Origin of the sequence: Amycolatopsis mediterranei (assembly GCF_026017845.1) — a bacterium.
In the GTDB taxonomy this organism is placed as follows: Bacteria; Actinomycetota; Actinomycetes; order Mycobacteriales; family Pseudonocardiaceae; genus Amycolatopsis; species Amycolatopsis mediterranei.
The window spans coordinates 5,448,084-5,469,615 of record NZ_CP100416.1 but is presented as its reverse complement, the minus strand read 5'-3'; the positions used below and the strand labels follow the sequence as shown (position 1 = coordinate 5,469,615).

Sequence of the window (21,532 nt, the reverse complement as noted above, 5' to 3'; positions counted from 1 at the left end):
GGCGGGGGGTGGCCCCCCCCCCCCCTATGTGCCGGGGGCGTGGCCTGCGGCCGGCCTTTCGGGGGGGGGGCCCGGGGCGCCCCCCCCCCCCCCCCCCCACCCCCAGTGGCCCGGCGGAACCCGCCGTCAGGGGACAGGAGACAACGAGTCTCGCGCTGGATACCGGGAAAAGTGGCGGATTTCAGCCTCGTAACGAGCCCGGAACGCAGCACGTCGAGTCCGGCCGGCCGGCGTGGTGGCCGGCCGCGATTTCAGCCCACGAGCAGCCCCGGATCGCGCTCCGGCGCCCCCGCGGGCCACCACGTCTGATCTTCGAGCCGGTACGGGTGCCACCGGCCCCGGCGATCCAGTCTCAGCTGCACCGCACCGACCGTGCAGTGGTTGCGTTCGAACACCGGCTCCCCCGCCACGTCCGCGAGCGCCGCCCGCGCGGCCGCCAAAGCCGCTTTCGGCGGGCTCCACGGCGTTTCCAGCACCTCCAGCCCGTCCTGCCCGCCGTACCGCCACGCCGCGACCGCCCGCGCGAAGCCCGCTCCCTGCCCCAGCCGCTGCGCCGCCGGAGGGAACTCCGCGGCCAACCGGACCGCGTCGTGCCGCCGCCCCGGCCACGGCCGCCCCGCCGCCAACGCCCGGGCCCGCGCGGCCGCATTGGCCACCAGCAGCGTGAACGCCTCGGCCGGCACCCCGGGCGCCGCCGGGATCGACGGCGCTCCCGACGGCCGGAACCCGGCCAGGTCGGGCAGCTCCCCCGGGACCCGGTCCGCCGCCGGCGCCACGACCGGAACCGGCGCGGTGCGGCTCTCCAGCTCCTCACGGATCTCCCGCTCGCCCTTGCCCCGCATCAGCAACAGCAGGAACGGGTCCGCGTCGAGCAGCCACGACGCCTGGAACGACAACGCCGCCGCGTGCCGGCACGGCAGCTCCCAGCCCGGGCAGTCGCACTCCGGGTCGAGGTCGCCGATCCCCGGCAGCAGGTCGACGCCGGCCGCCTCGACCAGGTCCGGTGGCAGGTCGCGGTCCAGCAGGGCCGCCAGGTGCCCCGCGCGGGAGGCGACGCGGTCGAGGAAGCGCGTCCAGTCCGGTTCGGACAGTTCCGCCAGCCGCAGCTGCGTGCGGTACGGGCCGCCGTCGGCGTCGTCGACCACCGCCGCGAGGCGGCCCGGGCTGACCGTGATCGGGCCGACCAGGCCGGCCGCGGCGTACTTGCGGCCCTTCTTCAGCTGACGCAGGTCCAGCGCGGTGTCCTCCATCGCGCGCACCCACGCCCGTCCCCACCACGAGCGGGCGAGGTGCCCGCCCGCCCCGAACGCGGGAAACCCGCGCACCCGGTCGTCGGTCATCCGCGGCTCCTCAGTTCGACGAGCTCGGCCAGCTCGGTGTCCGACAGTTCCGTCAACGCGGCCTCGCCGCCGGCGAGCACCGCCTCGGCCAGTGCCCGCTTCTCCCGCAGCATCGCCGCGATCCGGTCCTCGACCGTGCCTTCGGCCACCAGCCGGTGCACCTGGACCGGCCGGGTCTGCCCGATCCGGTACGCCCGGTCGGTCGCCTGGTCCTCCACCGCCGGGTTCCACCAACGGTCGAAGTGCACGACGTGGTCGGCGCGCGTGAGGTTCAGCCCCGTCCCGGCCGCCTTCAGCGACAGCAGGAACACCGGCACCGCACCGGCCTGGAACCGGGCCACCAGTTCCTCGCGCCGGGGCACCGGCGTGCCGCCGTGCAGCAGCTGCGTCGCGATCCCGCGGCCGGCCAGGTGCTTTTCCAGCAGCCGCGCCATGGCGACGTACTGGGTGAACACCAGCACCGCACCGTCTTCGGCGAGGATCGTGTCGAGCAGCTCGTCGAGCAGCTCCACCTTGCCCGAACGGCCGCCGCCCTCGTCCAGAGACCGGGCCTTGAGGTACTGCGCCGGGTGGTTGCAGATCTGTTTGAGCGCGGTCAGCAGCTTGACGATCCGGCCGCGCCGGGCCATCCCGTCGCTCGCGGCGATCTCGGCCATCATCTCCCGCACGACCGCCTCGTACAGCGCCACCTGGTCCGCGCTGAGCGCCACCGGCCGGTCCGTCTCGGTCTTCGCCGGCAGCTCGGGCGCGATCCCCGGATCGGACTTGCGGCGCCGCAGCAGGAACGGCCGTAGCAACCGCGAAAGCCGTTCGGCCGCCACGGGGTCCCCGGCTTCGATCGGCTTCGCCCACCGCGTCCGGAACTCGCTCAGCGACCCCAGCAGGCCGGGCGCCGTCCAGTCGAGGATCGCCCACAGCTCCGAGAGCGTGTTCTCCACCGGCGTGCCGGTCAGCGCCACCCGCGCCGCCGCCGGCACCAGCCGCAGCGCCTTCGCCGTGCCCGAACGGTGGTTCTTGACGTGCTGGGCCTCGTCGGCCACCAGCAGCCCCCACCGCACCCCGGCCAGCGGCGCGGGATCGGTGCGCAGCGTGCCGTAGGTGGTCAGGACGAACCCCTCGAGGTCTTCGAGTGAGCGGGCGTTGCCGTGGAAGCGCCGCACCGGCCCCCCGGGGGCGAACCGGCGGATCTCGCGTTCCCAGTTGCCCAGCAGCGAAGCCGGGCACACCACCAAGGTCGCCCCCGCCGCCCGGTGCAGGTGCAGCGCGATCAGCGTGACCGTCTTGCCCAGGCCCATGTCGTCGGCGAGGCACCCGCCGAGCCCGAGGCCGGTCACCGTGGCCAGCCACTGCAGTCCCCGCAGCTGGTAGTCCCGCAGCGTCGCGGCGAGCCCGGCCGGCGGGCCCTGCGGTTGTGGCGGCTCGGACAGCCGTTCCCGCAGCCGCGCCAGCCAGCCCTCGGTGACGACCTCGACCACCTCGCCGTCGACCTCGGTGGTCCCCGACAGCACCGCCCCGAGCGCGTCGACCGGGGTCAGCGGCTTGAGCGCCCGGTCCCGCGCCTTCGCCGCCAGCGCCGGATCGACCAGCACCCAGCGATCGCGCAGCCGCACCACGGGGCGGCGCGCCTCGGCGAGCGCGTCCAGTTCCGCCTCGGTCAGCACCTCACCGCCCAGCGCGAGCTGCCAGTCGAACGCCAGGGCGCGCCCGCCGCCGAAGAACGACGGCAGGTCGCCCGGGGTGTCCCCGGCGCGGACGACCGCCCGCGCGGTCAGCGACCCCGCCAGCTCGGCCGGCCAGTGCACGTCGATCCCGGCCGCCGCCAGCCGCGGCGCCGCGGCCGCGACCAGCTCGGTCACGTCGTCTTCGCCCAGCGCCACTTCGGCCGGCACCGCCGAGGTCAGTAGCGGGCTCAGCGCCGGCCACACCTGCGCGCCGCGCCGCAGCGCCAGCAGGACGTCGATGCGGGCCCTCGGCCCGAAGCGCCCGGTCTCCCACAGCTGCGCCGCGTCGGCGACCTGCCCGGGATCGGCCAGGCTGTGCACCTGGACCACGGCGTGGAACCGCCTGGTGCCGAACCCGCCGGGCGCGGTCACCCGCAGCGACACGCGGATCCCCGAATCCAGGCCCGCGGCCAGCTCGTCGGCCCAGTCCCGCAGGGAATCCGCGCGCTGCGGTGCGACGGCGGCGAACAACCGCGTCCCGGCGGCTTTGGCCGCAGCGGGCGTGCGGGGCAGCGTGTCGGCGACGGCGTCGAGGAAGGCCCGCAGCAGCGGTCCCGGCGCACGCTCGTCCGGGGGCATCGCGGCCGCGAGGTCCCGCAGCCACGCGGCTTCCGCCGGTTCCAGCGGCCCGACGCGCCAGGCGTCGTGTCCGGCGGCGGTGACGCCGGGCAGCAGCCGTCCCGCGGCCACCAGCCGCAGCGCCGCCTTCGCCGCGGTCGCCCAGAAGGCATCGGTGCCGGCCAGCAGCTCCGGCAGGCCGTCCGCAATGGACAGTTCGCGGCCGTCGACCACCAGGCGGCCGGTCCGCGGTGGTTCGCCCGGTTCGAAGTGGACGTTCAGTTCCCCAGCCTCCCGTACCGGCGCACCGACAACGGCACGAACACCGCCAGCAGCACCAGCGGCCACCCCACGGCCATCGGCACCGCGTGCGCACTCACCCAGGACGTCCCCGCCGCGCCCGGGTTGCCGAACAGCACCCGCGCCGCGGTCACCGTGGAGGACAACGGGTTCCACTCCGCCACGGTTCCCAGCCACGCCGGCATCGTCGAGGTCGCCACGAAGGCGCCGGAGAGGAACCCGAACGGGAATTCGAGGGTCTGCGCCAGCGGCACCATCGACGGATCGGCGGTCAGCAGGCCCAGGTAGATCCCGGCCCACACCAGCGCCGTCCGCAGCAGGAGCAGCAAACCCAGCGCCGCGAGGGTCTCGCCAAGGCTGCCGTGCGGACGCCAGCCGACGGCGAGCCCGCAGCCGACCAGCACGGCCAGCGCGAGGACGGCGTTCACCAGATCCGCGGCCACCCTCCCGGTGAACACCGCCGACGGCGCCATCGGCAGTGACCGGAACCGGTCGGTGACGCCCTTGCCGGTGTCGTCCAGCACCGCGCTCATCGTCCCCGACAGCCCGAAGACCATGGTCATCGCGAACATGCCCGGCAGCAGGAACTCCCGGTAGGAGCCCCCGCCGGGCACGCTCATCCCGCCGCCGAGCAGGTAGGCGAAGATCAGCACCATCAGGATCGGGAACGCCACCACCCCGGCGAGACGCGCCGGGCGCCGCGCCAGCTGCGCCAGATAGCGCTGGGCCATCGTCCAGCCGTCTTCGACCGCCCACCTCATCGCGTCACCCCCGTCAGCTCCAGGAACACTTCGTCGAGCGTCGGCTGCCGCAGCGCCACGTCGGCGAACGACAGCTCGGTCGCCGCCAGCTCACGCACGACGTCGGTCAGCATCGACGGCTCGGCCGCCGCGCTCACCCGCAGCTCTTCGGTGACCGGCTCGGCCCCGGTGACGCGGGCGAGCAGCGCAGCCGCCGCGCCGAGCGCGTCCGGGTCGGTGAGGACCAGCTCGATCCGGGTCGCCCCGAGCGAGCCCTTCAGCTCGGCCGGGGCCCCTTCGGCGATCACCCGGCCGTGCTCGACGAGGGCAATCCGGTCGGCCAGCCGGTCGGCCTCCTCCAGGTACTGCGTGGTGAGCAGCACCGTCGTGCCGTCCGCGACCAGCGAGCGCACCGCTCGCCAGACCTCGGCGCGGCTGCGCGGGTCCAGCCCGGTCGTCGGCTCGTCGAGGAAGAGCACCCGCGGGGCCGCCGGCAGCGACGCGGCCAGGTCGAGCCGCCGCCGCATCCCGCCCGAGTAGGCCGACACCGGCTTCGGCCCGGTATCGGCGAGACCGAACCGCTCGAGCAGGTCGTCGGCGCGCTGGGCGGCCTCCCGGCGGCCCAGGTGGTGCAGCCGGCCGAAGAGGATCAGGTTCTGCCGGCCGGACAGGATTTCGTCGACGGCGGCCTGCTGGCCGACCAGCCCGATCGACGCGCGCACCTTCGCCGGCTCGGTGGCGACGTCGAACCCGGCCACCCGGGCGACGCCGCCGTCGTGGCGCAGCAGCGTCGAAAGCACGCGGACCGCGGTGGTCTTCCCTGCGCCGTTGGGTCCCAGCAGGCCGCACAGGGTGCCGGCCGGGACGGAGAGATCGAACCCGTCGAGGGCGTACGCATCGCCGTAGCGCTTGCGTAGTCCCTCGGCGTGAATGTGCGCAGTCATCCTGTCCCCCTAACTCTGTACAGTGTACGAAGAAGAGATTAGCACAACTCTGTACGTTGTACGGAAATCAGGTGGGCAGAATGGCCGGCGTGCACGAGCAGGACAACGGTGACGGCGACCCGCGGCGGGCGATCGAGCTGCTCTGGGGCGTCTCGGCACCCCCGCGCCGCGGCCCGAAACCCAAACTGGCCACGGCCGACGTCGTCCGCGCGGCGATCGCGCTCGCCGACGCCGACGGCATCGAGGCCGTCACCATCCGCCGGGTCGCCGAGCAGCTCGGCGTCTCCCCCATGTCGCTCTACACCTACGTGCCGGGCCGGGCCGAGCTGCTGGACCTGATGATCGACCACGCCCACGGCGAGCTGGCCGCCCCGGAGGAAGGCCTCGGCTGGCGAGCGGCGCTGACCGCGATCGCCGAAGAGCAGTGGGCGCTGTTCCACCGCCACCCCTGGCTGCTGCAGGTGACCACCAGCCGCTCGGCGCTGGGCCCGCACAGCTTCGCCAAGTACGAGCACGAGCTGCGCGCGATCGAGGGCATCGGCCTCGGCGACGTCGAGATGGACGCCGTGGTCAGTCTCGTCACCGGCCTGCTCCGCAGCACCGCGCGCAGCTCGCTCGACAACGCCCGCCTGGTCCGCGCCACCGGCATGACCGACGCCCAGTGGTGGGAGCGCGCCGGGCCGGTGCTGGCCGGCATCCCGGCCGCCGACGCGGCGCACTACCCGATCTCTTCCCGCGTCGGCCAGGCCGCCGGCGAGGCCCACAACGCCGCCGAGAACCCGGCCTACACCTTCCGCTTCGGCCTCGCCCGGGTCCTCGACGGCATCGAAGTGCTCGTGTTACAGCGCCAGCAGTAGCCGTGCCGGACGCCAGGTCCCGCCGTCGGGCGCGCGCGGGACGTCCTCGGTGAGAGCCAGGTCCGGGAAGCGCGCGAACAGCGACGACAACGCCACCTCCGTCTGCACCCGCGAGATCGAGGCACCGAGGCAGAAGTGCGGGCCGTGCGAGAAGCCCAGCTGTACCGGCCCCGAACGGGTGATGTCGAAGCGGTCCGGCTCGGCGAACGCCCGCGGGTCGCGGTCGGCGGCCACCATCGCCGCCGTCACCCGCTCGCCTTTGCGGATCAGCTCGCCGTCGATCTCGACGTCCTCACGCGCGAACCGCGGCGTGGTCAGCAGCTGCGGGCTGCACCAGCGCATCAGCTCCTCCACCGCCCCCGGCCACAACGCGGGGTCGGCACGCAGGTGCGCCAGCTGGTCCGGGTGCCGCAACAGCGCTTCGACGGCGTTGGCGATGAGGTTCACCGGCGTCTGCCCGCCGAGGACCAGGTGCCAGACCAGGGTGACCAGCTCGGTGTCGGTGAGCCGGTCACCATCCTCGGCCTGGACCCGCACCAGGTCGCCGATGAGGTCGTCGCCCGGTTCGGCCCGGCTGCGCGCCACGGCTTCCTTCGCGCCCTCGATGATCGCCGGGATCGCCTCGGCGAAGTCCGGCCCCATCCCGCTCGCGACCGCGGCACCGTAGCCGCGCCAGCGGGGCCGATCGGCCCCGGGAATGCCGACCAGCTCGCAGATGACGTCGATCGGCAGCGGTCGGGCGAAGTGCGGCACCAGGTCGACGACGCCGTCTTCGGCATGGCCGGGCAGTTCGTCGAGCAGCCGGTCGGTGATCGCCGCCAGCCGTGGCCGCAGCTGCGCGGCCCGCTTCGGGGTGAACGCCGGCACCACCAGCCGCCGCAGCCGCAGGTGCTCCGGCCCGTCCTTCTCCGACATCGTCTCCAGGTACGCCAGGCAGTGCTCGGGGATGCCCGGGGGCCGCATGAAGCTGCCGGAATTCACCTCGAACCGCGAGTCGGCCAGCATCGCGCGCGCTTCGGCGTAGCGGGTCAAGGCCCAGAACGGGCCGAAACCGGGGATGACCAGCTTGGCCACCGCGCTCACTTCCCGCGCCCGGTCGTAGGCGGTGAAGGGGTCGGTCAGCACCTTCGGGTCGGTCAGATCGATCTCGGGGGTCATCCACCACTCCAGATGTTCAAATCAGATGTTCTTATCATCTCAGTGGTCACGGTATCTTGACTCGCGATCCCACGGCAAGGAGGACGATGGCCAGGCTCAGCAGGGCGGAGACCCAGGAGCGCAACCGCGCCAAGGTGCTCACCGCCGCCCGCGACGAGTTCGCCCGCCGCGGTTTCCGCGAGGCGAAGATCGACGTCATCGCCGAACGCGCCGAACTGACCCGCGGCGCGGTCTACTCCAACTTCCCCGGCAAACGCGCCTTGTACTTCGCGGTCCTGGCCGACCTCGCCGAACGCTCGCCCCGGCCCGCCGTCCCGCCGCGGCATCCGGCCGCGGCCGACGTCCTGGCCGCGTTCGCCGGCGCCTGGATCGCCCGGCTCCCGCTGGCTACCGACACCGACAGCGAAGACGCCCGCCTCGCCCGCGACCTGCTGCCGGAAGTCCTCGCCGACGAGCACACCCGGCGGCCCTTCGCCCAGCTCATGAGCGTCGACGCGATCCTGCTCGGGCTCGCCCTCGAACGCGTCCGGCCGGGACGGCGTCTCGTGCGGGTCGCCGAAGCCGCGCTCACCACGCTCCACGGCGCGAGCCAGCTCGCCGCCGCCGCGCCCGGTTTCGGCGAGCCGTTCCACCTGGTCACCGCCTGCGCCGCCCTGCTCGAGCTGGACCTGAGCGACGACTGGCCGACCGAGCCGCCGATCACCACCCAGGCCCGGCCCGCCGGCCAGCCGTGGGACCCGCCGACGGCGACCGATCTGCTGACCGGCGAGCCGTTCCGGCCCGGCGACGGCGTCGTCACCGTCCTCGGCCTGCACCGCGCCGCCGCCTTCGAAGAGGCCGTCCGCGCCGGCGCCGACGTCACCGCCGTGCTCGTCACCAGCGACCCCGGCGAACTCGCGCCGCTGGCCCGGCTCGCCGTCGCCGACCTGCGCGGGTGCCTCGACCAGGCGATCGCACCCCCGGCCCGGCCCCGGCTGCGGCTGGTCTGCGACGCCACCGGCGAACTCGCGGCCGCCGCCGGTGTCACCGCCGTCAGCGACGCCACCGAGACGGCCGTCCGCGTCGAAGCCGGCCGGATCGTCGTGCGCGCCGACGGGTACGGCGCGTGTCACGCGGCGGCTGTCGGTCCCGGGCCGTCCCGTTCGTCGTCAGGGTGAAACCGGCGGAAAGGAGCGGGTGGTGGACGTCGAGACCGTGGTCGCCGAGGCGTTCCGCGAGGAGTGGGGCCAGGTCGTGGCCACGCTCATCCGGATCACCGGCGACTGGGACCTCGCCGAGGAGTGCGCCCAGGAAGCCTTCGCCCTCGCCCTGCGCACCTGGCCCCGCGACGGCATCCCTGACCGGCCCGGTGCCTGGCTGACCACCGCCGCCCGCCACCGCGCCACCGACCGGCTCCGCCGCGACGCCCTCGGCGCCGCCAAGCTCCGGGAGGCCGCCCGCATGCCCGTCCCCAGCCCGGACCCGGTCCCCGAACCCGACGACAGCGGCGTCACCGACGACCGGCTGCGGCTCATCTTCACCTGCTGCCACCCCGCGCTGGCCACCGAAGCCCAGGTCGCGCTCGCCCTGCGCACCCTCGCCGGGCTGTCCACCGCCGAGATCGCCCGCGCCTTCCTCGTCCCGGAAGCGACCATGTCCCAGCGGCTCGTGCGGGTGAAGCGCAAGATCCGCCACGCCCGCATCCCCTACCGCGTCCCGCCCGCGCACCTGCTGCCCGAACGCACCAACGCCGTGCTCGGCGTGCTCTACCTGACGTTCAGCGAGGGCTACTCCGCCAGCGCCGGCCCCGACCTGCTCCGCCCGGACCTCGCCGCCGAAGCGCTCCGACTCGCCCGCGTCCTCGCGCAGCTGATGCCTGACGAACCCGAAGCTCTCGGCCTGCTCGCCCTGATGCTGCTCCAGCACGCCCGCCGCGCCACCCGCGTCGACGCCGAGGGTGTCCTCGTCCCGCTCGAGGAACAGGACCGCACCCGCTGGGACACCGCCGCGATCACCGAAGGCACCGCCGTCCTGGAAACCGCGCTGCGACGCCGCCGTCCCGGGCCGTACCAGATCCAGGCCGCCATCGCCGCCTGCCACGCCATCGCCGCCCGCGCCGCCGACACCGACTGGCCCCAGATCGCCGGCCTCTACGACCAGCTGCGCAAGCACGTCCCCAGCGCCGTCGTCGAACTCAACCGCGCCATCGCGGTCGGCATGGCCCACGGCCCGGCGGCCGGGCTCGCCCTCCTCGACGCCTTGGCGCTGCCGGACTACCACCTGCTGGCCGCCGCCCGCGCCGACTTCCTCCGCCGCCTCGGCCGTCACGCCGAAGCCCGGCACTGGTACGAGCAGGCCCGCGACCTCGCCGGCACCGACGCCGAACGCAGCTACCTCACGCGAAGAATCTCCGAAACGGTGTCGGTCCCGGGCGACGCCGTTCGTCGGGCTGGTGAAGCCCGACCCCCGGAGGAACACCCATGACCACCCTCGCCGTCCCCGGCGCCACCCTCACCTACGACGTCCACGGCCACGGGCCGGTGCTGCTGCTGGTCCCCGGCGGACCCGCCGACGCCGCGGTGTTCACGCACCTGCGGCCACTGCTGGCCGAAGACCACACCGTCGTCACCTACGACCCGCGCGGCCTGTCCCGCAGCCTCCTCGACGGCGCCCCCGGACCCGACCCCGTCCGCGACCACGCCGAAGACGTGCACCGGCTGCTCACCGAGGCCGGCCCCGCCGACGTCCTGGCCAGCAGCGGCGGCGCGATCACCCTGCTCGAACTCCTGCGCCACCACCCCGCCGACGTCCGCACGGCCGTGCTGCACGAACCGCCGGTCACCCGGTACCTGCCCGCCGGCGCGCTCGACGGCCCCGGCATTCCGGCACTGTTCCGCGACCAAGGCCTCGCGGCCGCCTTCGCCGCGTTCATGAAGGTCGTCGGCGTCGACCCTGCCCCGCCGCTCGACCCGCGCGCGGAAGGCAACTTCGCCTACTTCTTCGGCCACCTCATGCCCGCGACCGGCGCCTACGAGCCCGACCTCGACGCACTGCGGGCGACGCCGGCGCGGCTGGTCGTCGCCGTCGGCGAGCAGTCCGCCGGGCTGCCGGCCCACCACGCCGCCCTCGGGCTGGCCGCGGCTCTCGGCGCCGCCACCGAGGTGTTCCCCGGCGGCCACGGCGGGTTCGACACCGACGCGGAAGCCTTCGCCGCGCGCCTGCGCGAAGTCCTGAAAGGATGCTGACATGCAGTACCTGCTGATGATCTGCGGCGACGAAACCGCCGAAGAACACGCGAACGACGGCTGCGGCGGCTGGAGCGAGGACATGGAACGCCGTGGCAAGGTCCGCGGCGGTGGCGGCCTGCGCCCGCCGTCGGAAGCGACCACGATCCGTGTCCGCGGCGGCGAAGTGCTGCTCACCGACGGGCCGTTCACCGAGGCCAAGGAACAGATCGGCGGCTTCGTCATCCTCGACTGCGCCGACCTCGACGAAGCCCTCGAACTCGCGGCCCGCCACCCCGCCGCCACCTACGGCAGCATCGAAGTCCGCCCGATGCTCGGACCGGAGGACTTCGCCTGATGCCGACCGTCGTCGAGCGGGCCGCCCAGCGCTACGTCGCCGAACGCGCCACCGTCGGCATCCCGGACTTCCCGCGGATCGCCGACCGGCTGCCACCCCTCATCGGCACCCTCACCACCCACGGCCTCGCCCCGGCCGGAGCCCCGTTCTTCCGCTACCGCGTCCTGCACCCCGGCCCGCGGTTCACCGTCGAAGCCGGCGTCCCGATCGACGGCGACCACACCCCGGCCGAGCCCGCCTTCCTCGGCGAGCTCCCGGCGGGCCGGTACGTCCTGGACACCTACGTCGGCCCGCCCGGCGGCCTCGCCGCCGCGACCGAAGCCGTCCTGGCCTGGGGCGACGCCGAAGGCCTCACCTGGGACCGCACCGCGGGGCCGGACGGCGAGGAATGGGGCTGCCGCCTGGAAGTGCTGCGCAGCAACCCGCGCGAGGTCCCCGACCCCGCGCAGTGGGTCACCGACCTGCTCTTCCGCCTCGAGGGCTAACCGCGCCGGGTGAGCACGGCCGCGACCAGGCAGCCGAAGCCCGCCGTGCTCACCAGCGCGCGCAGCACGTTCCAGCGGACCCACGTCGTCTCGAACGCCGCCCGCGCCGCCGCGTAGTCGTCGCCGCCACGGTCGAGCGCGTTGTTCAGCGGGATGTTGACCGCCCCGGTGATCACCACCATCGCGGCCAGCAGCACGAACCCCGCGATCACCCACGGCCGCGGCCCCGGGTTCAGGAACACCGCCACCCCCGCCAGCAGCGGCGCGCCCAGGAACGTCAGCAGGAACACCGGGTTCACGATCGCGATGTTGATCCCGCGCATGCCTTCGACGAACGTCTTGTCGTCAGCCCGGGCCAGACCCGGCATGACCGAACAGGCGTAGGCGTAGAACAACCCCGCGAGCAATCCCGCCGCGACCAGCGCGGCCACCAGTACCACCGTCGACATCGGTTTCCCCGTCCCCTTCACCGCGCCCAGACCCCGGCCGCCGCGGCGTCCCGCGCGAAATCGGCGAACTGCGTCGCCGGACGGCCCAGCACCCGCTCGACGTCGGACGTCACCGACGAGTTGCGGCCGTCCAGCACCCGCGCGAACAGCTCGGTCAGCGCGCCGATCTCCACCTCCGGCACGCCCTGGGCCGCCGCCGCGGCGGCGAACTCCCCGGCCGAAACCGGAACATAGCGGACATTCCGTCCGGAGGTGGCGGCGATCTCCGTGGCGGCGTCGGCGAAACTCAGCAGCCGCGGCCCGGTCAGCTCGTACAGCTCACCGGTGTGCCCGGGCTCGGTCAGCACCTTCACCGCGACGTCGGCGATGTCGCGGACGTCGACGAACGGCTCGGTCACCGTCCCCGCCGGCAGCACGATCTCCCCGGACCGCACCGCGTCCAGCAGGAAGTGCTCGCTGAAGTTCTGCGCGAACCAGCTGCACCGCAGGATCGTCCAGCCGGTCCCGGCCGCCCGGACGATCGCTTCGCAGGCCTCGGCTTCCTCTTCGCCGCGGCCGGACAGCAGCACCAGGTGCCGCACCCCGGCCGCCACCGCCAGGTCGGTGAAGGCCCGGATGTCGCCGGCGGCGCCCGGCACCACGAGATCGGGGTAGTAGGTCAGGTAGACCGCGCCGACGCCGTCGAGCACCGGCGCCCACGTGCCTCGGTCACCCCAGTCGAACGGCGGCACTCCGCGCCGCGACGTGCTCCGCACCGGCAAGCCACGCTCCCGCAGCCGGTCCGCCACCCGGCGCCCGGTCTTGCCGGTGCCGCCCACCACCAGGAAGTTCGTTGTCATGGGATTCAGTCAACCGGCCGCCGGTGAGACTCTCCATAGTTGAAAACCTCGATCGCATGTTCCAGCGTCTACGATCGGCCCATGGATCCGCTCGCCGCACTCCTCGACGGCCCCCGCGCCCACGGCGCGTTCCTGCTGCGATCGGTGCTGACCCCGCCGTGGTCACTGCGCATCGAAGACCGGGCGCCGCTGACCGTGGTGGCGGTGGTGCGCGGCGAAGCGTGGATCGTGCCCGACACCGCCGACGGCGTTCTGCTGGGCGAAGGCGACGTCGCGATCGTCCGCGGCCCGGAGCCGTACCTGGTCGCCGACCACCCCTCGACACCGCCGCAGGCGCTCATCCTGCCGGGCCAGGAGTGCCGCGCCCCCGACGGCGGTCACCTGACCGAGCTCGCCGACCTCGGCGTCCGCACCTGGGGGCACGGCACCGACGGCCCGGTGGTGCTGCTCACCGGCACCTACGGCATGGAGGGCGAGCTGAGCAACCGGCTGCTGGCCGCGCTGCCGACGGTGCTCGTCCTGCGCGCGGTCGACTGGCCGAACCCGGTCGCCGGGCTGCTCGCCGCCGAGATCGGCCGCGACGTGCCCGGCCAGGAAGCCGTCCTCGACCGGCTGCTCGACCTGCTGCTCATCGCCGCGCTGCGGGCCTGGTTCGACCGGCCGGACACCAGCGCACCGGCCTGGTACCGGGCCCACGACGACCCGGTCGTCGGCCAGGCGCTGCGGCTGCTGCAGCACCAGCCGGCCGAGCCGTGGACGGTCGCCAAGCTCGCCGCCGACGTCGGCGTGTCCCGCGCCGCCCTGGCCCGGCGGTTCGCCGCCACGGTCGGCGAGACACCGATGGCGTACCTCACCGGCTGGCGGCTCGCCCTGGCCGCCGACCTGCTGCGCCAGCACCCGGAAACGACGATCGCCTCGATCGCCCGCCAGGTCGGCTACGGCAGCGCCTTCGCCCTGAGCACGGCCTTCAAGCGCGAGTTCGGCGTCAGTCCGCAGAACTACCGGACCCGAACGTAATGGCCGTGGTAACTTTTATCTGGTCAGATAAAAGTATGGAGGGGTCATGGGGCGGACGTTCACCAACGAGGCACGGCGCGCGCAGATCATGCGGGCGGCGATCGACACGATCGCGGAGGTGGGGTACGCGAAAGCGTCCTTCGCACGGATCACCGAGAAGGCCGGGCTGAGCGGCCCGCGCATGATCTCCTACCACTTCGCCGACAAGGACGAACTGATCCACGAGATCCTCATGCACGTCTTCACCGCCGGCGCGGCGTTCATCAACGAGCGGGTGGAAGCCGAAGTCACCGCGACCGGCAAGGTGCGGGCCTACCTCGAGGCCAACCTGCAGTTCCTGCGCGAACACCCCAACGACATGGCAGCACTGACCGAGATCGGGCCACACCTGCGCACCGCGACCGGACGGTCGTACACCTCCGTCAGCGCACAGGAACTCAGCGTGCAGAGCCTGGAGAAACTCCTCGCCCAGGGCCAGGCGAGCGGCGAATTCCGCGACTTCGACCTCCGGTCGATGGCGGTGCTGATCCGGGGAGCCGTCGACGGAGCCGCCCGCCGGCTGCGCGACGAAGCCGACTTCGACTTCGACGCCTACACCGCCGAAGTCGTCACGACGTTCACCCTGGCGGTGGCCCGGTGAAGGGGTTCAACGGCGTCCTGATCGAGGTGCTCGCGCCGCTGGCCCTGTTCTACGGGCTGCGCGCCGCGGACGTGGACCAGCTGCTCGCCCTCCTCGCCGGCGCGGCCATCCCGGTCGTGACCGGACTGCGCGACCTGGCAGCGGGAGAGCGGATCGGCGGCGTGCGCTGGTTCGTGCCCGGAGCCATGGCGGTGACCGCGGCCGGGTCCTTCATCAGCGGCAGCCCCGCGCGCTGTTGCTGCGCGGCGTGGTGCTGACGGCGGCACTCGGCGGGTTCCTCCTGGTCACGGTGTGGGCCCGGCGCCCGTTCCTGTACGAGGCGGCGAGGACCGTCTTCGACGAGGACAAACAGCGCACCTGGCAACGCAACTGGGACGACCACCCGTCGTTTCGCCGCCGGACCTGTTCTACGCGACCAGCAAGCACGCGCTGGTCGGCCTGGCCCGCTCGGCCGCCCCGGCGCCGGCCGCCGCCGGGATCCGGATCAACGCACTGCCCGGGGCTGGTCGACACCCCCGCGCTCGCCCCGCACCGGCGGGCGCTACGGGACCGGGGCCTGCGTCTGGCCGACCCCGATGCGGTGGCCGCCGCGGTCGAAGCCGTGCTTGCCGGCCCCGGCACCGGGCAGGTCTGGGCGGTCCAAGCCGGGCAGCTCGCGGCCGTGGTCCCGGCCACCGAGGTGCCGCTCGCGGCGGGGTGATCCCGTTACGGCTGCAGTTCCTTGCCGAGCCGGTCGAGCCAGTCGCCGGTGCCCTGCTCGCGCCACTCCGGCTTCTCGGCGCCGTCGAGGAAGGTGTCCTGCTCGGTGAGCACCAGCCGCGTGCCCTCACCTTCGGGGATCAGTTCGATGGTCGTGGTCGACACGGTCGCGAGCTTGCCGTCGCCGGTGAGCGTGCCGGCGAAGACGATGCGCTCACCGGGCACGATGTCGTGGTAGGTCGCCGTGAAGTTCAGAGCGCCCCCGGCCGGGGTGCGGCCTTCGACGGTTTCCCGGCCACCGACGCGGAAGTCCAGCTCGTGCGCACCGGCGGAAACGAACCAGCGTTGCTTCGCCGCCGGATCCGACCAGGCGGCGAACACCCGCTCCGGCGGCACCGGGTAGGTGCGCTCGAGGGTGAACGTGGAGTGCAAGACGGTCATGGCGTGCTCCCTTCCGCGGTGTCCGGACCGGCGAGGAAGTCGCCGAGCCGGTCGAGCCTGCTCTCCCACGTGGTGCGCTGCCGGCCCAGCCAGTGCTCGCCGACGCGCAGCACCTCCGGTTCGATCCGGCAGGTGCGGACGCGGCCGACCTTCTCCGATCGCACGATTCCGGCCGTCTCCAGCACCTGCAGGTGCTGGACGACGGCGGCGAGCGACATGGTCAGCGGCTCGGCCAGCTCACTGACCGACGCCGGGCCACGCACGAGCCGCTCCACCAGGGCCCGCCGCGTCCGGTCACCCAGAGCGCGGAACACCAGGTCGAGCGTCTCCTCACGGTTAAGCATGTACTTAAGTTAACTCTCTGGGCGCGATCGGTCAAGTAATTGCTTAAGTGTTGCGGGGAGCTCGGGCGTCTCGCGCAGCGCCGTGAGCACGCCGGTCAGCTCCCGTTCGGCCGTGTCGGCTCGGCTGGACGCGGCACGCAGTTCGGCGCCGAGGTTCGTCGTGGTTTCGTGCATCGACCGGACGGTCTGCTCGTGCGCCGCCTGCAGTTCGGTGAGCCGCTGGTCGAACCCGGCACGCAGGACCTCGGCATCGGCACGGGCACGGTCAAGGGCGGCCTCGTGCGCCGCGACCGCCTCGGTTCGGGCCTCGAGGGCGGCGTTGAGCGCGGCCTCCCGCGCCGCAATGGCCTGGGCGTGGTCTTCGCGTGCCGCGTCGAACCGCTGCTGAACCGCGTCGGCGCGGGTTTCGGCCGCCTCCGCCCGCGCCGCGGCGGCCTGACCGCGGCCACGCTCCTCGTCCAGGGCGGTTCGGGCGGCGGCCAGTTCGGCGGTCAGCGTCGCGATCACCCCAGCCCGTTCGCCGGCCAGAGCCGCGGAGGCATCGGCGCGATCGGCGACGCGGGCGAGTTCGTCCCGCACCGCGGCCAGCTGCCCTTCGGCCCGCTGCTGCTCCTGGACCGCGGCGCGCCGAGCGGCGCCCTCTTCATCGCGCTCCCGCAACGCGGCTGCCTTGTCCTTCTCCGCCGAAGCGGCCGCGGCGACGGCCGCTTCGGCGGCGCCCCGGGCCTGGGCGGCTTCGGCGTCCGCGCGGCCACGGTGCAGACGGTGTTCGTCGGCCTCGGCCAACGCCGCGTCCCGTTCGGCCAGCGCGGCCGCGGTCGTCGCCTCGAGCTGGTGGCGCAGCGTCGTGAGGGTCTCGACGAGCCCGCGGGCCGGTTCGAGCACCCGGTCGACCTGGCCGGCCAGCGCCGTGACGGCCGTGTCGTCCAGCTCGGTGTCGCTCTCCCGCAGCGACTCGGCGTCCGACAGCACCGCCTCGGCGTCGCGGCAGCTGAGGTTGCGCCGCCCCCAGGTCTTGCCGTCCTGGCAGAACCGCGCCCGGCTGCCCCGCCCCACCGCGGGCGGCAAGGCGGCCCCACACCTCCGGTACTCGCACACGCGCACCTGACCTGCGTCTTCCGTCATGATCGAGACTCTAGCAAAGCTTCTAATCAGAACTAGAAGCAGCTGTTTAAAATTAAAAGACTAGAGAACCTGTGCTTGAGTTGGGATAAGGTCACATATCCCAACCCAGAACAGCCGGCGAACCCCGGGAGTGACGGCGAAGGGTGGATGGGCGAGTCTGGAACTGTGCACCCCCCCGGCACCGACCTCGCGCCGTCGATCACGTTGCCCGACGTCAGCGTCTTCCAGACCTGGGTGCCCCGCGTTCGCCGGTTCTCCTACGTCCTCTCACCGGCCACGGCCTGAGCGCGCTTGGCGCGCAGCAGGTCACGCTCCGCGCTGTTGCCGGTGAGCTCGATCGCCGTCGTGTACGCCGCGGCCGCATCCCCGCGCCGGCCCAGCCGAGCCAGCAGGTCCGCGCGGATCGCGTGGAACAGCGGAAACCGGTCCAGACCGAGGTCCTCGACCAGCGCCAGTGCGGCGGCCGGTCCGTCGACCTCGGCGACGGCGACCGCCCGGTTCAGCGCCACCACCGGCGTCGGTGTCACGGCCAGCAGCTGGTCGTAGAGCGCCTTGACCTGCGACCAGTCGGTGGGCGCGTCGCTGTGGACGGCCTGGATCGCCGCCTGGATCTGGTACGGGCCCGGCTGGTTGCGGCGCAGGCACCGCCGGACGAGGTCCTGGCCTTCGGCGATCAGGTCCCGGTCCCACCGGGCCCGGTCCTGATCGGCCAGCAGCACCAGCGCACCGTCGGCGGTGGTGCGCGCGGCGCGTCGCGACTGGATGAGCAGCATCAACGCCAGCAGCCCCTGCACCTCGGGTTCGTCGGGCATCAGCCCGGCCAGGACGCGGGTGAGCCGGATCGCCTCGCGGCACAGGTCGTCGCGGACCAGGTCCTCCCCCGCGCTGGCGGTGTATCCCTCGTTGAAGATCAGGTACAGCACGCCGAGGACCGCGGCCAGCCGCGCGGGCAGGTCGGCGTCGCGCGGGACGCGGTACGGGATCCCGGCGTCGCGGATCTTGTTCTTCGCGCGGACGATCCGCTGGGCCATCGCCGGTTCGGCGACCAGGAACGCGGCCGCGATCTCCGTGGTGGTCAGGCCGCCGAGCAGCCGCAGCGTCAGCGCGACCTGCGCCGGCCGGGCCAGCGCCGGGTGGCAGCAGGTGAAGATCAGGCGGAGCCGTTCGTCGGGCACGGCGCCCTCCTCTACCGGCTCGATTTCGGCGTGCATGAGCGCCGCCTGGGCGTGTTTGTCCGCCCGCGCGGCCTCGCGGCGCAGGCGGTCGATGGCCCGGTTGCGGGCGGTGGTGATGATCCAGCCCGCCGGGCTCGGCGGGAGCCCGGCCGACGGCCACCGCCGGACCGCCTCGGCGAACGCGTCCTGCACGGCCTCCTCGGCGACGTCGATGTCGCCGAAGACCCGCACGAGGACCGACACCGCCCGGCCGTACTCGGCGGCGAAGACCTCCTCGATGCTCACGCGCGGAACGGCCGCACCTCGACCGGCAGCGGGGCGACGGCGTCGGCGAGCCGGCCACCCCAGGCGAGGGCGGCGTCGAGGTCGGGCGCGGTGATGATCGTGAACCCGCCGAGGTGCTCCTTGCCTTCGGCGTAGGGGCCGTCGGTGACGAGGGTGCCGCCGTCGACGGCCCGCAGGACGGTCGCGGTCGTGGGCGGGTGCAGCCCGCCGGCGAACACCCAGGCGCCGGCGGTCTTGAGGTCGGCGTTGAGGGTGTCGAGCTTCTCGACGATGCCCTCGAGCACCTCCGGCGGCGGCGTCGGACCGTCGGGCTGGTAGATGCTGAGCAGGTACTGCTTCACGTCGTCCTCCTCGAAGTCGTGCCGTCACCGCTCATACGAACGCGCCGGGGGCGGATCGACCGTGTTCCGGCCGGGATTTTCCCTGGACGGCGCTGGGAAGATCAAGACATGAAGATCGCCGCCTCCGACCACGAGACGACGGTGACCGCCCGCGGCACCCGCGGCCCCGCCGTGGTGCTCGTCCACTCCCTCGGCCTGGACCGCCGGATGTGGGACCCGGTGCTCGACCGCCTCGCCGAAGGCCGGCGGGTGTTCACCCCCGACGCCCTGGCCGCCGGCGGCGTGCGGTACGCCCGCGAGTGCCTGGCGTCGGTCGATCCGCCGACGTGGGCGTCGATCTGGCGCGGGTACGGCGGTTTGGACGTCTACGACCGGCTCCGCGGCTTCCCCGCACCGGCGCTGGCGCTCGCCGGCGAGGCGGACGCGTCGATCCCGGTCGAGGGGATGGCCGCCATCGCCGGCCGGATCGGCCCCGGGGGCGCGAAGTTCGAGGTCGTCGCCGGTGCCCCGCACATCCAGACGCTGGAACGTCCCGACGCGGTGGCCAACGCCCTGGCCCGGTTCCTGCCCGCGGAGATCGACATCCCGTAACCTCGGCGCGTGCCCGACCTGGAACCGGTGATCGACGCCGCGCTCGGCCCGCAGGACCGGCTGGCGCTGCTGGACGCCGCGGCCGCCCGGCACGTCGACGAGCAGCGGCCGCCGAACACGCTCAAGGCCTACGCCCAGGACTGGCAGGTGTGGCGGGACTACACCGCCGAAGCCGGGATCCCGCCGCTGTCGGCGTCGATCGGGGCGCTGACCGGGTTCGTCGTGTGGCTCGAACGGGGCCGCACGCTGCGGCCGGGCGAACGGGCCGTGCCCGAGGTGCCCGAACGGGCCGCCCCCGCGGCGCCGTCGACGATCGAACGGCGGCTCACCGGGGCGCTGGCCGGGCTGCGCCACCACAAGGTCGTCGTCGATCCGGAAGCGAGCCGCGCGGCGTGGCGGGCGTTGAAGGGCTACCGGCAGCGCCTGGCCCGGGAAGGCGTCGAGCGTGGCCGCGGCAAGGCCACCATGGTCACCCTCGCCGATCTGCGGGCGATGTCGCGAGCCTGCCCGGACACCCTGGCCGGCGCCCGCGACCGGGCGATGCTGCTGATCGGCTTCCCGATCGCCGCGCGGTGCTCCGATCTGGCGAACCTGCTGGTCACCGACGTGCAGCCAGTCGACGACCGGGGCTTGGCAGTGACGGTCCGGCACGGCAAGAGCACCGGCGACATGGTCGTCCCGCGGCGCGAGAGCCCGGACACCGACCCGGTGCGGGCGTGGCACGCGTGGCGGTCGGGCGCGGGGATCACCGAAGGTCCGGCGTTCCGCCGCGTGGACCGGCACGGCAACGTCGGCGAGCCCGCATTGACCACGACCGGCGTCAACCAGATCCTCACCCGGGCCGGGGTCCGGGCCGGCCTGCCGTACCCGGTGACCGGGCACTCCCTGCGGTCCGGGTTCGCCACCGAGGCCCGCCGCGCCGGGGCCGACGACCTCGCGATCGCCGACCAGGGCCGCTGGGTGCGCGGCAGCCGGGCGCTGTACGAGTACATCCGCCGCGTCGACCAGTGGAACGACAACGCCGCGGGCGCCCTCGACCTCTGAGTCACGGCGCCGATCGGGTGGCGCCGACGACTTCGCCGTCCCAACGGGCGAGCCAGCTGCCGCAGACGCAGCGCACGTAGTCGAGGCGACGGGTGACGGGCTGGGACGCGGCCGCCGGGAGTTCGGCGAGCGGCCAGCCGCAGCGGGGGCAACGGTTCCGGTCCATGCCCCGATCGTGCTGTAATGACTCAGTGCACTTCAACCCTTACGGCGGTCCGGCGGCGCTGGTGGCCGCCGACCTGGTCAACGCCGGCTCCGCGAGCGAGCTCCTCGCCGGAATGGTCCGCAACGGCATGGCCATCGAGGCCCTGACCGACGGCGAAGCGGCCCTGATCGGCGCGTGGGCCGTCCGGTTGCGGCCGGTGTTCGCCGCCCGCGAAGGCGACCGCCCGGAGCTGGTCAACGAGCTGCTGGCCGAAGCGGCGTGCCGCCCGTACATCACCACCCACGACGGCAAACCACCCCACCTGCACTACTCGGCGGAAGACGCCGGTCCGGTCGGCCGGGTCCGCGCGTACACCACGGGCGGCCTGGCCCACCTGGTGTGCGAGGCCTCGGACCGCCTGGGCATCTGCAGCCGCGAAGGCTGCGAAACGGCGTACGTCGATACTTCGCGCAACGGCCGTCGCCGGTTCTGCTCGACGCGGTGTGCGACTCGGGTGCACGTCGCCGAGCACCGGGCCCGGCAGGTCAGCGCCTAGGTCAGGGGGTGGATCGCCGCCGCGCGCGGGTCCTCCGACAGCCCCAGGAGCAGCGGGTCCGCCCGCCAGCTGGGGACGAGCGTGGTTTCGTACCAGTCGGCGATCGCGTCGTAGCCGGTCACCCTTCCCGTGTACCGGGCCGCGGGCGCCACGGCCCACGGATTCCGCGACGGGCGG

At 73.7% G+C, this 21,532-nt stretch carries 27 protein-coding genes; 13 read left to right on the top strand and 14 right to left on the bottom strand.

Annotation, left to right across the window (positions count from 1 at the left end; all coding sequences use genetic code 11):
- Window positions 1–251: 251 nt before the first annotated feature.
- The 4 genes from ISP_RS24565 to ISP_RS24550 are packed head-to-tail and all read right to left on the bottom strand — an operon-like array spanning window position 252 to window position 5,603.
- A complete protein-coding gene (locus tag ISP_RS24565) occupies window positions 252–1,340 on the bottom strand; it encodes an SWIM zinc finger family protein (RefSeq protein WP_013226544.1) in 1,089 nt (362 codons plus the stop codon).
- Window positions 1,337–3,853: a DEAD/DEAH box helicase gene (locus tag ISP_RS24560; RefSeq protein WP_013226543.1), complete on the bottom strand. Its 2,517-nt coding sequence runs from the start codon at window positions 3,851–3,853 to the stop codon at window positions 1,337–1,339. Before ISP_RS24560 ends, ISP_RS24565 begins: the two co-directional genes overlap by 4 nt.
- Before the next feature lie 44 nt (window positions 3,854–3,897).
- Window positions 3,898–4,680 (bottom strand): ABC transporter permease, encoded by a 783-nt coding sequence (locus ISP_RS24555; RefSeq protein ID WP_013226542.1) that lies wholly within the window; start codon window positions 4,678–4,680, stop codon window positions 3,898–3,900.
- Entirely contained in the window at window positions 4,677–5,603 is a 927-nt protein-coding gene (locus ISP_RS24550) for a daunorubicin resistance protein DrrA family ABC transporter ATP-binding protein (RefSeq protein WP_013226541.1), read from the bottom strand. The genes ISP_RS24555 and ISP_RS24550 overlap by 4 nt, the downstream gene beginning before the upstream one ends.
- A gap of 80 nt (window positions 5,604–5,683) precedes the next feature.
- Between ISP_RS24550 and ISP_RS24545 the strand changes: the two genes are divergently transcribed.
- Window positions 5,684–6,460, top strand: a complete 777-nt coding sequence (locus ISP_RS24545) for a TetR/AcrR family transcriptional regulator (protein WP_013226540.1) — start codon at window positions 5,684–5,686, stop codon at window positions 6,458–6,460.
- Here ISP_RS24545 and ISP_RS24540 read toward each other — a convergent pair.
- Entirely contained in the window at window positions 6,443–7,618 is a 1,176-nt protein-coding gene (locus ISP_RS24540) for a cytochrome P450 family protein (protein WP_037374416.1), read from the bottom strand. The genes ISP_RS24545 and ISP_RS24540 overlap by 18 nt on opposite strands.
- Before the next feature lie 86 nt (window positions 7,619–7,704).
- Here ISP_RS24540 and ISP_RS24535 point away from each other — a divergent pair, with 86 nt between their 5' ends.
- From ISP_RS24535 to ISP_RS24515, 5 genes are read left to right on the top strand one after another with little or no spacing between them, the layout of a single operon-like run.
- Window positions 7,705–8,775 carry a TetR/AcrR family transcriptional regulator gene (locus tag ISP_RS24535; protein ID WP_013226538.1) on the top strand — a complete coding sequence of 357 codons (1,071 nt, stop codon included), beginning with the start codon at window positions 7,705–7,707 and terminating at the stop codon, window positions 8,773–8,775.
- A 22-nt stretch (window positions 8,776–8,797) separates the two neighbouring features.
- Entirely contained in the window at window positions 8,798–10,081 is a 1,284-nt protein-coding gene (locus ISP_RS24530) for an RNA polymerase sigma factor (protein ID WP_013226537.1), read from the top strand.
- On the top strand, window positions 10,078–10,842 hold the full coding sequence (locus ISP_RS24525) for an alpha/beta fold hydrolase (protein WP_013226536.1): 765 nt from the start codon (window positions 10,078–10,080) through the stop codon (window positions 10,840–10,842). The genes ISP_RS24530 and ISP_RS24525 overlap by 4 nt, the downstream gene beginning before the upstream one ends.
- Before the next feature lies 1 nt (window position 10,843).
- The gene (locus tag ISP_RS24520) at window positions 10,844–11,179 is read left to right on the top strand and encodes a YciI family protein (protein ID WP_013226535.1); all 336 of its coding nucleotides are present in this window, start codon (window positions 10,844–10,846) and stop codon (window positions 11,177–11,179) included.
- The gene (locus tag ISP_RS24515; protein WP_013226534.1) at window positions 11,179–11,664 is read left to right on the top strand and encodes a GyrI-like domain-containing protein; all 486 of its coding nucleotides are present in this window, start codon (window positions 11,179–11,181) and stop codon (window positions 11,662–11,664) included. The genes ISP_RS24520 and ISP_RS24515 overlap by 1 nt, the downstream gene beginning before the upstream one ends.
- On the opposite strand, the gene ISP_RS24510 is transcribed toward ISP_RS24515, so the two are convergent.
- Together ISP_RS24510 and ISP_RS24505 are read right to left on the bottom strand one after the other, a co-directional pair.
- A complete protein-coding gene (locus tag ISP_RS24510) occupies window positions 11,661–12,113 on the bottom strand; it encodes an anthrone oxygenase family protein (protein ID WP_013226533.1) in 453 nt (150 codons plus the stop codon). The two genes, ISP_RS24515 and ISP_RS24510, sit on opposite strands and share 4 nt — an antisense overlap.
- 17 nt (window positions 12,114–12,130) lie before the next feature.
- A complete protein-coding gene (locus ISP_RS24505; RefSeq protein WP_013226532.1) occupies window positions 12,131–12,952 on the bottom strand; it encodes an NAD(P)H-binding protein in 822 nt (273 codons plus the stop codon).
- Between the two features lie 81 nt (window positions 12,953–13,033).
- Between ISP_RS24505 and ISP_RS24500 the strand changes: the two genes are divergently transcribed.
- Genes ISP_RS24500 through ISP_RS24485 form a run of 4 tightly spaced genes read left to right on the top strand, consistent with a single transcriptional unit; the run spans window position 13,034 to window position 15,309 of the window.
- A complete protein-coding gene (locus tag ISP_RS24500; RefSeq protein ID WP_013226531.1) occupies window positions 13,034–13,969 on the top strand; it encodes an AraC family transcriptional regulator in 936 nt (311 codons plus the stop codon).
- Window positions 13,970–14,015: 46 nt separating this feature from the next.
- Window positions 14,016–14,609, top strand: a complete 594-nt coding sequence (locus ISP_RS24495; RefSeq protein WP_013226530.1) for a TetR/AcrR family transcriptional regulator — start codon at window positions 14,016–14,018, stop codon at window positions 14,607–14,609.
- Complete coding sequence (locus ISP_RS24490; protein ID WP_013226529.1) at window positions 14,606–14,866, top strand: DUF3159 domain-containing protein; 261 nt, start codon at window positions 14,606–14,608, stop codon at window positions 14,864–14,866. Before ISP_RS24495 ends, ISP_RS24490 begins: the two co-directional genes overlap by 4 nt.
- Entirely contained in the window at window positions 14,857–15,309 is a 453-nt protein-coding gene (locus ISP_RS24485; RefSeq protein ID WP_230468329.1) for a DUF3159 domain-containing protein, read from the top strand. The genes ISP_RS24490 and ISP_RS24485 overlap by 10 nt, the downstream gene beginning before the upstream one ends.
- 5 nt (window positions 15,310–15,314) lie before the next feature.
- Here ISP_RS24485 and ISP_RS24480 read toward each other — a convergent pair whose 3' ends face one another.
- The 5 genes from ISP_RS24480 to ISP_RS24460 all read right to left on the bottom strand — a co-directional run bounded on the left by ISP_RS24480 (window position 15,315) and on the right by ISP_RS24460 (window position 19,019).
- The gene (locus tag ISP_RS24480; RefSeq protein WP_013226527.1) at window positions 15,315–15,749 is read right to left on the bottom strand and encodes an SRPBCC family protein; all 435 of its coding nucleotides are present in this window, start codon (window positions 15,747–15,749) and stop codon (window positions 15,315–15,317) included.
- Window positions 15,746–16,093 carry an ArsR/SmtB family transcription factor gene (locus ISP_RS24475; protein ID WP_013226526.1) on the bottom strand — a complete coding sequence of 116 codons (348 nt, stop codon included), beginning with the start codon at window positions 16,091–16,093 and terminating at the stop codon, window positions 15,746–15,748. The genes ISP_RS24480 and ISP_RS24475 overlap by 4 nt, the downstream gene beginning before the upstream one ends.
- A gap of 9 nt (window positions 16,094–16,102) precedes the next feature.
- Window positions 16,103–17,218: a hypothetical protein gene (locus ISP_RS24470; RefSeq protein ID WP_230468328.1), complete on the bottom strand. Its 1,116-nt coding sequence runs from the start codon at window positions 17,216–17,218 to the stop codon at window positions 16,103–16,105.
- Between the two features lie 257 nt (window positions 17,219–17,475).
- Complete coding sequence (locus ISP_RS24465) at window positions 17,476–18,678, bottom strand: RNA polymerase sigma factor (protein WP_013226524.1); 1,203 nt, start codon at window positions 18,676–18,678, stop codon at window positions 17,476–17,478.
- Window positions 18,675–19,019, bottom strand: coding sequence for a YciI family protein (locus ISP_RS24460; protein ID WP_013226523.1), 345 nt, complete (start codon window positions 19,017–19,019; stop codon window positions 18,675–18,677). Before ISP_RS24460 ends, ISP_RS24465 begins: the two co-directional genes overlap by 4 nt.
- 108 nt (window positions 19,020–19,127) lie before the next feature.
- Here ISP_RS24460 and ISP_RS24455 point away from each other — a divergent pair, with 108 nt between their 5' ends.
- Both ISP_RS24455 and ISP_RS24450 read left to right on the top strand, forming a co-directional pair.
- A complete protein-coding gene (locus tag ISP_RS24455; protein WP_013226522.1) occupies window positions 19,128–19,610 on the top strand; it encodes an alpha/beta fold hydrolase in 483 nt (160 codons plus the stop codon).
- A 9-nt stretch (window positions 19,611–19,619) separates the two neighbouring features.
- A complete protein-coding gene (locus ISP_RS24450) occupies window positions 19,620–20,654 on the top strand; it encodes a site-specific integrase (protein ID WP_013226521.1) in 1,035 nt (344 codons plus the stop codon).
- A 1-nt stretch (window position 20,655) separates the two neighbouring features.
- Here the strand turns inward: ISP_RS24450 and ISP_RS24445 are convergent, their stop codons facing one another.
- Window positions 20,656–20,820 carry a hypothetical protein gene (locus ISP_RS24445; protein ID WP_014467145.1) on the bottom strand — a complete coding sequence of 55 codons (165 nt, stop codon included), beginning with the start codon at window positions 20,818–20,820 and terminating at the stop codon, window positions 20,656–20,658.
- 25 nt (window positions 20,821–20,845) lie between these two features.
- Between ISP_RS24445 and ISP_RS24440 the strand changes: the two genes are divergently transcribed.
- On the top strand, window positions 20,846–21,355 hold the full coding sequence (locus ISP_RS24440) for a CGNR zinc finger domain-containing protein (protein WP_013226520.1): 510 nt from the start codon (window positions 20,846–20,848) through the stop codon (window positions 21,353–21,355).
- Here the strand turns inward: ISP_RS24440 and ISP_RS24435 are convergent.
- Entirely contained in the window at window positions 21,352–21,477 is a 126-nt protein-coding gene (locus ISP_RS24435) for a hypothetical protein (RefSeq protein ID WP_265049857.1), read from the bottom strand. The two genes, ISP_RS24440 and ISP_RS24435, sit on opposite strands and share 4 nt — an antisense overlap.
- Window positions 21,478–21,532: the final 55 nt, after the last annotated feature.

What these genes read in the sequence shown, in the direction of transcription:
- ISP_RS24455 (WP_013226522.1), top strand. Translation starts at nt 19,128, where the DNA reads ATGAAGATCGCCGCCTCCGACCACGAGACGACGGTGACCGCCCGCGGC.
- ISP_RS24445 (WP_014467145.1), bottom strand. Translation starts at nt 20,820, where the DNA reads ATGGACCGGAACCGTTGCCCCCGCTGCGGCTGGCCGCTCGCCGAACTC.
- ISP_RS24510 (WP_013226533.1), bottom strand. Translation starts at nt 12,113, where the DNA reads ATGTCGACGGTGGTACTGGTGGCCGCGCTGGTCGCGGCGGGATTGCTC.
- ISP_RS24500 (WP_013226531.1), top strand. Translation starts at nt 13,034, where the DNA reads ATGGATCCGCTCGCCGCACTCCTCGACGGCCCCCGCGCCCACGGCGCG.
- ISP_RS24535 (WP_013226538.1), top strand. Translation starts at nt 7,705, where the DNA reads ATGGCCAGGCTCAGCAGGGCGGAGACCCAGGAGCGCAACCGCGCCAAG.
- ISP_RS24525 (WP_013226536.1), top strand. Translation starts at nt 10,078, where the DNA reads ATGACCACCCTCGCCGTCCCCGGCGCCACCCTCACCTACGACGTCCAC.
- ISP_RS24470 (WP_230468328.1), bottom strand. Translation starts at nt 17,218, where the DNA reads ATGACGGAAGACGCAGGTCAGGTGCGCGTGTGCGAGTACCGGAGGTGT.
- ISP_RS24540 (WP_037374416.1), bottom strand. Translation starts at nt 7,618, where the DNA reads ATGACCCCCGAGATCGATCTGACCGACCCGAAGGTGCTGACCGACCCC.
- ISP_RS24520 (WP_013226535.1), top strand. Translation starts at nt 10,844, where the DNA reads ATGCAGTACCTGCTGATGATCTGCGGCGACGAAACCGCCGAAGAACAC.
- ISP_RS24565 (WP_013226544.1), bottom strand. Translation starts at nt 1,340, where the DNA reads ATGACCGACGACCGGGTGCGCGGGTTTCCCGCGTTCGGGGCGGGCGGG.
- ISP_RS24550 (WP_013226541.1), bottom strand. Translation starts at nt 5,603, where the DNA reads ATGACTGCGCACATTCACGCCGAGGGACTACGCAAGCGCTACGGCGAT.
- ISP_RS24495 (WP_013226530.1), top strand. Translation starts at nt 14,016, where the DNA reads ATGGGGCGGACGTTCACCAACGAGGCACGGCGCGCGCAGATCATGCGG.
- ISP_RS24545 (WP_013226540.1), top strand. Translation starts at nt 5,684, where the DNA reads ATGGCCGGCGTGCACGAGCAGGACAACGGTGACGGCGACCCGCGGCGG.
- ISP_RS24475 (WP_013226526.1), bottom strand. Translation starts at nt 16,093, where the DNA reads ATGCTTAACCGTGAGGAGACGCTCGACCTGGTGTTCCGCGCTCTGGGT.
- ISP_RS24505 (WP_013226532.1), bottom strand. Translation starts at nt 12,952, where the DNA reads ATGACAACGAACTTCCTGGTGGTGGGCGGCACCGGCAAGACCGGGCGC.
- ISP_RS24555 (WP_013226542.1), bottom strand. Translation starts at nt 4,680, where the DNA reads ATGAGGTGGGCGGTCGAAGACGGCTGGACGATGGCCCAGCGCTATCTG.
- ISP_RS24515 (WP_013226534.1), top strand. Translation starts at nt 11,179, where the DNA reads ATGCCGACCGTCGTCGAGCGGGCCGCCCAGCGCTACGTCGCCGAACGC.
- ISP_RS24480 (WP_013226527.1), bottom strand. Translation starts at nt 15,749, where the DNA reads ATGACCGTCTTGCACTCCACGTTCACCCTCGAGCGCACCTACCCGGTG.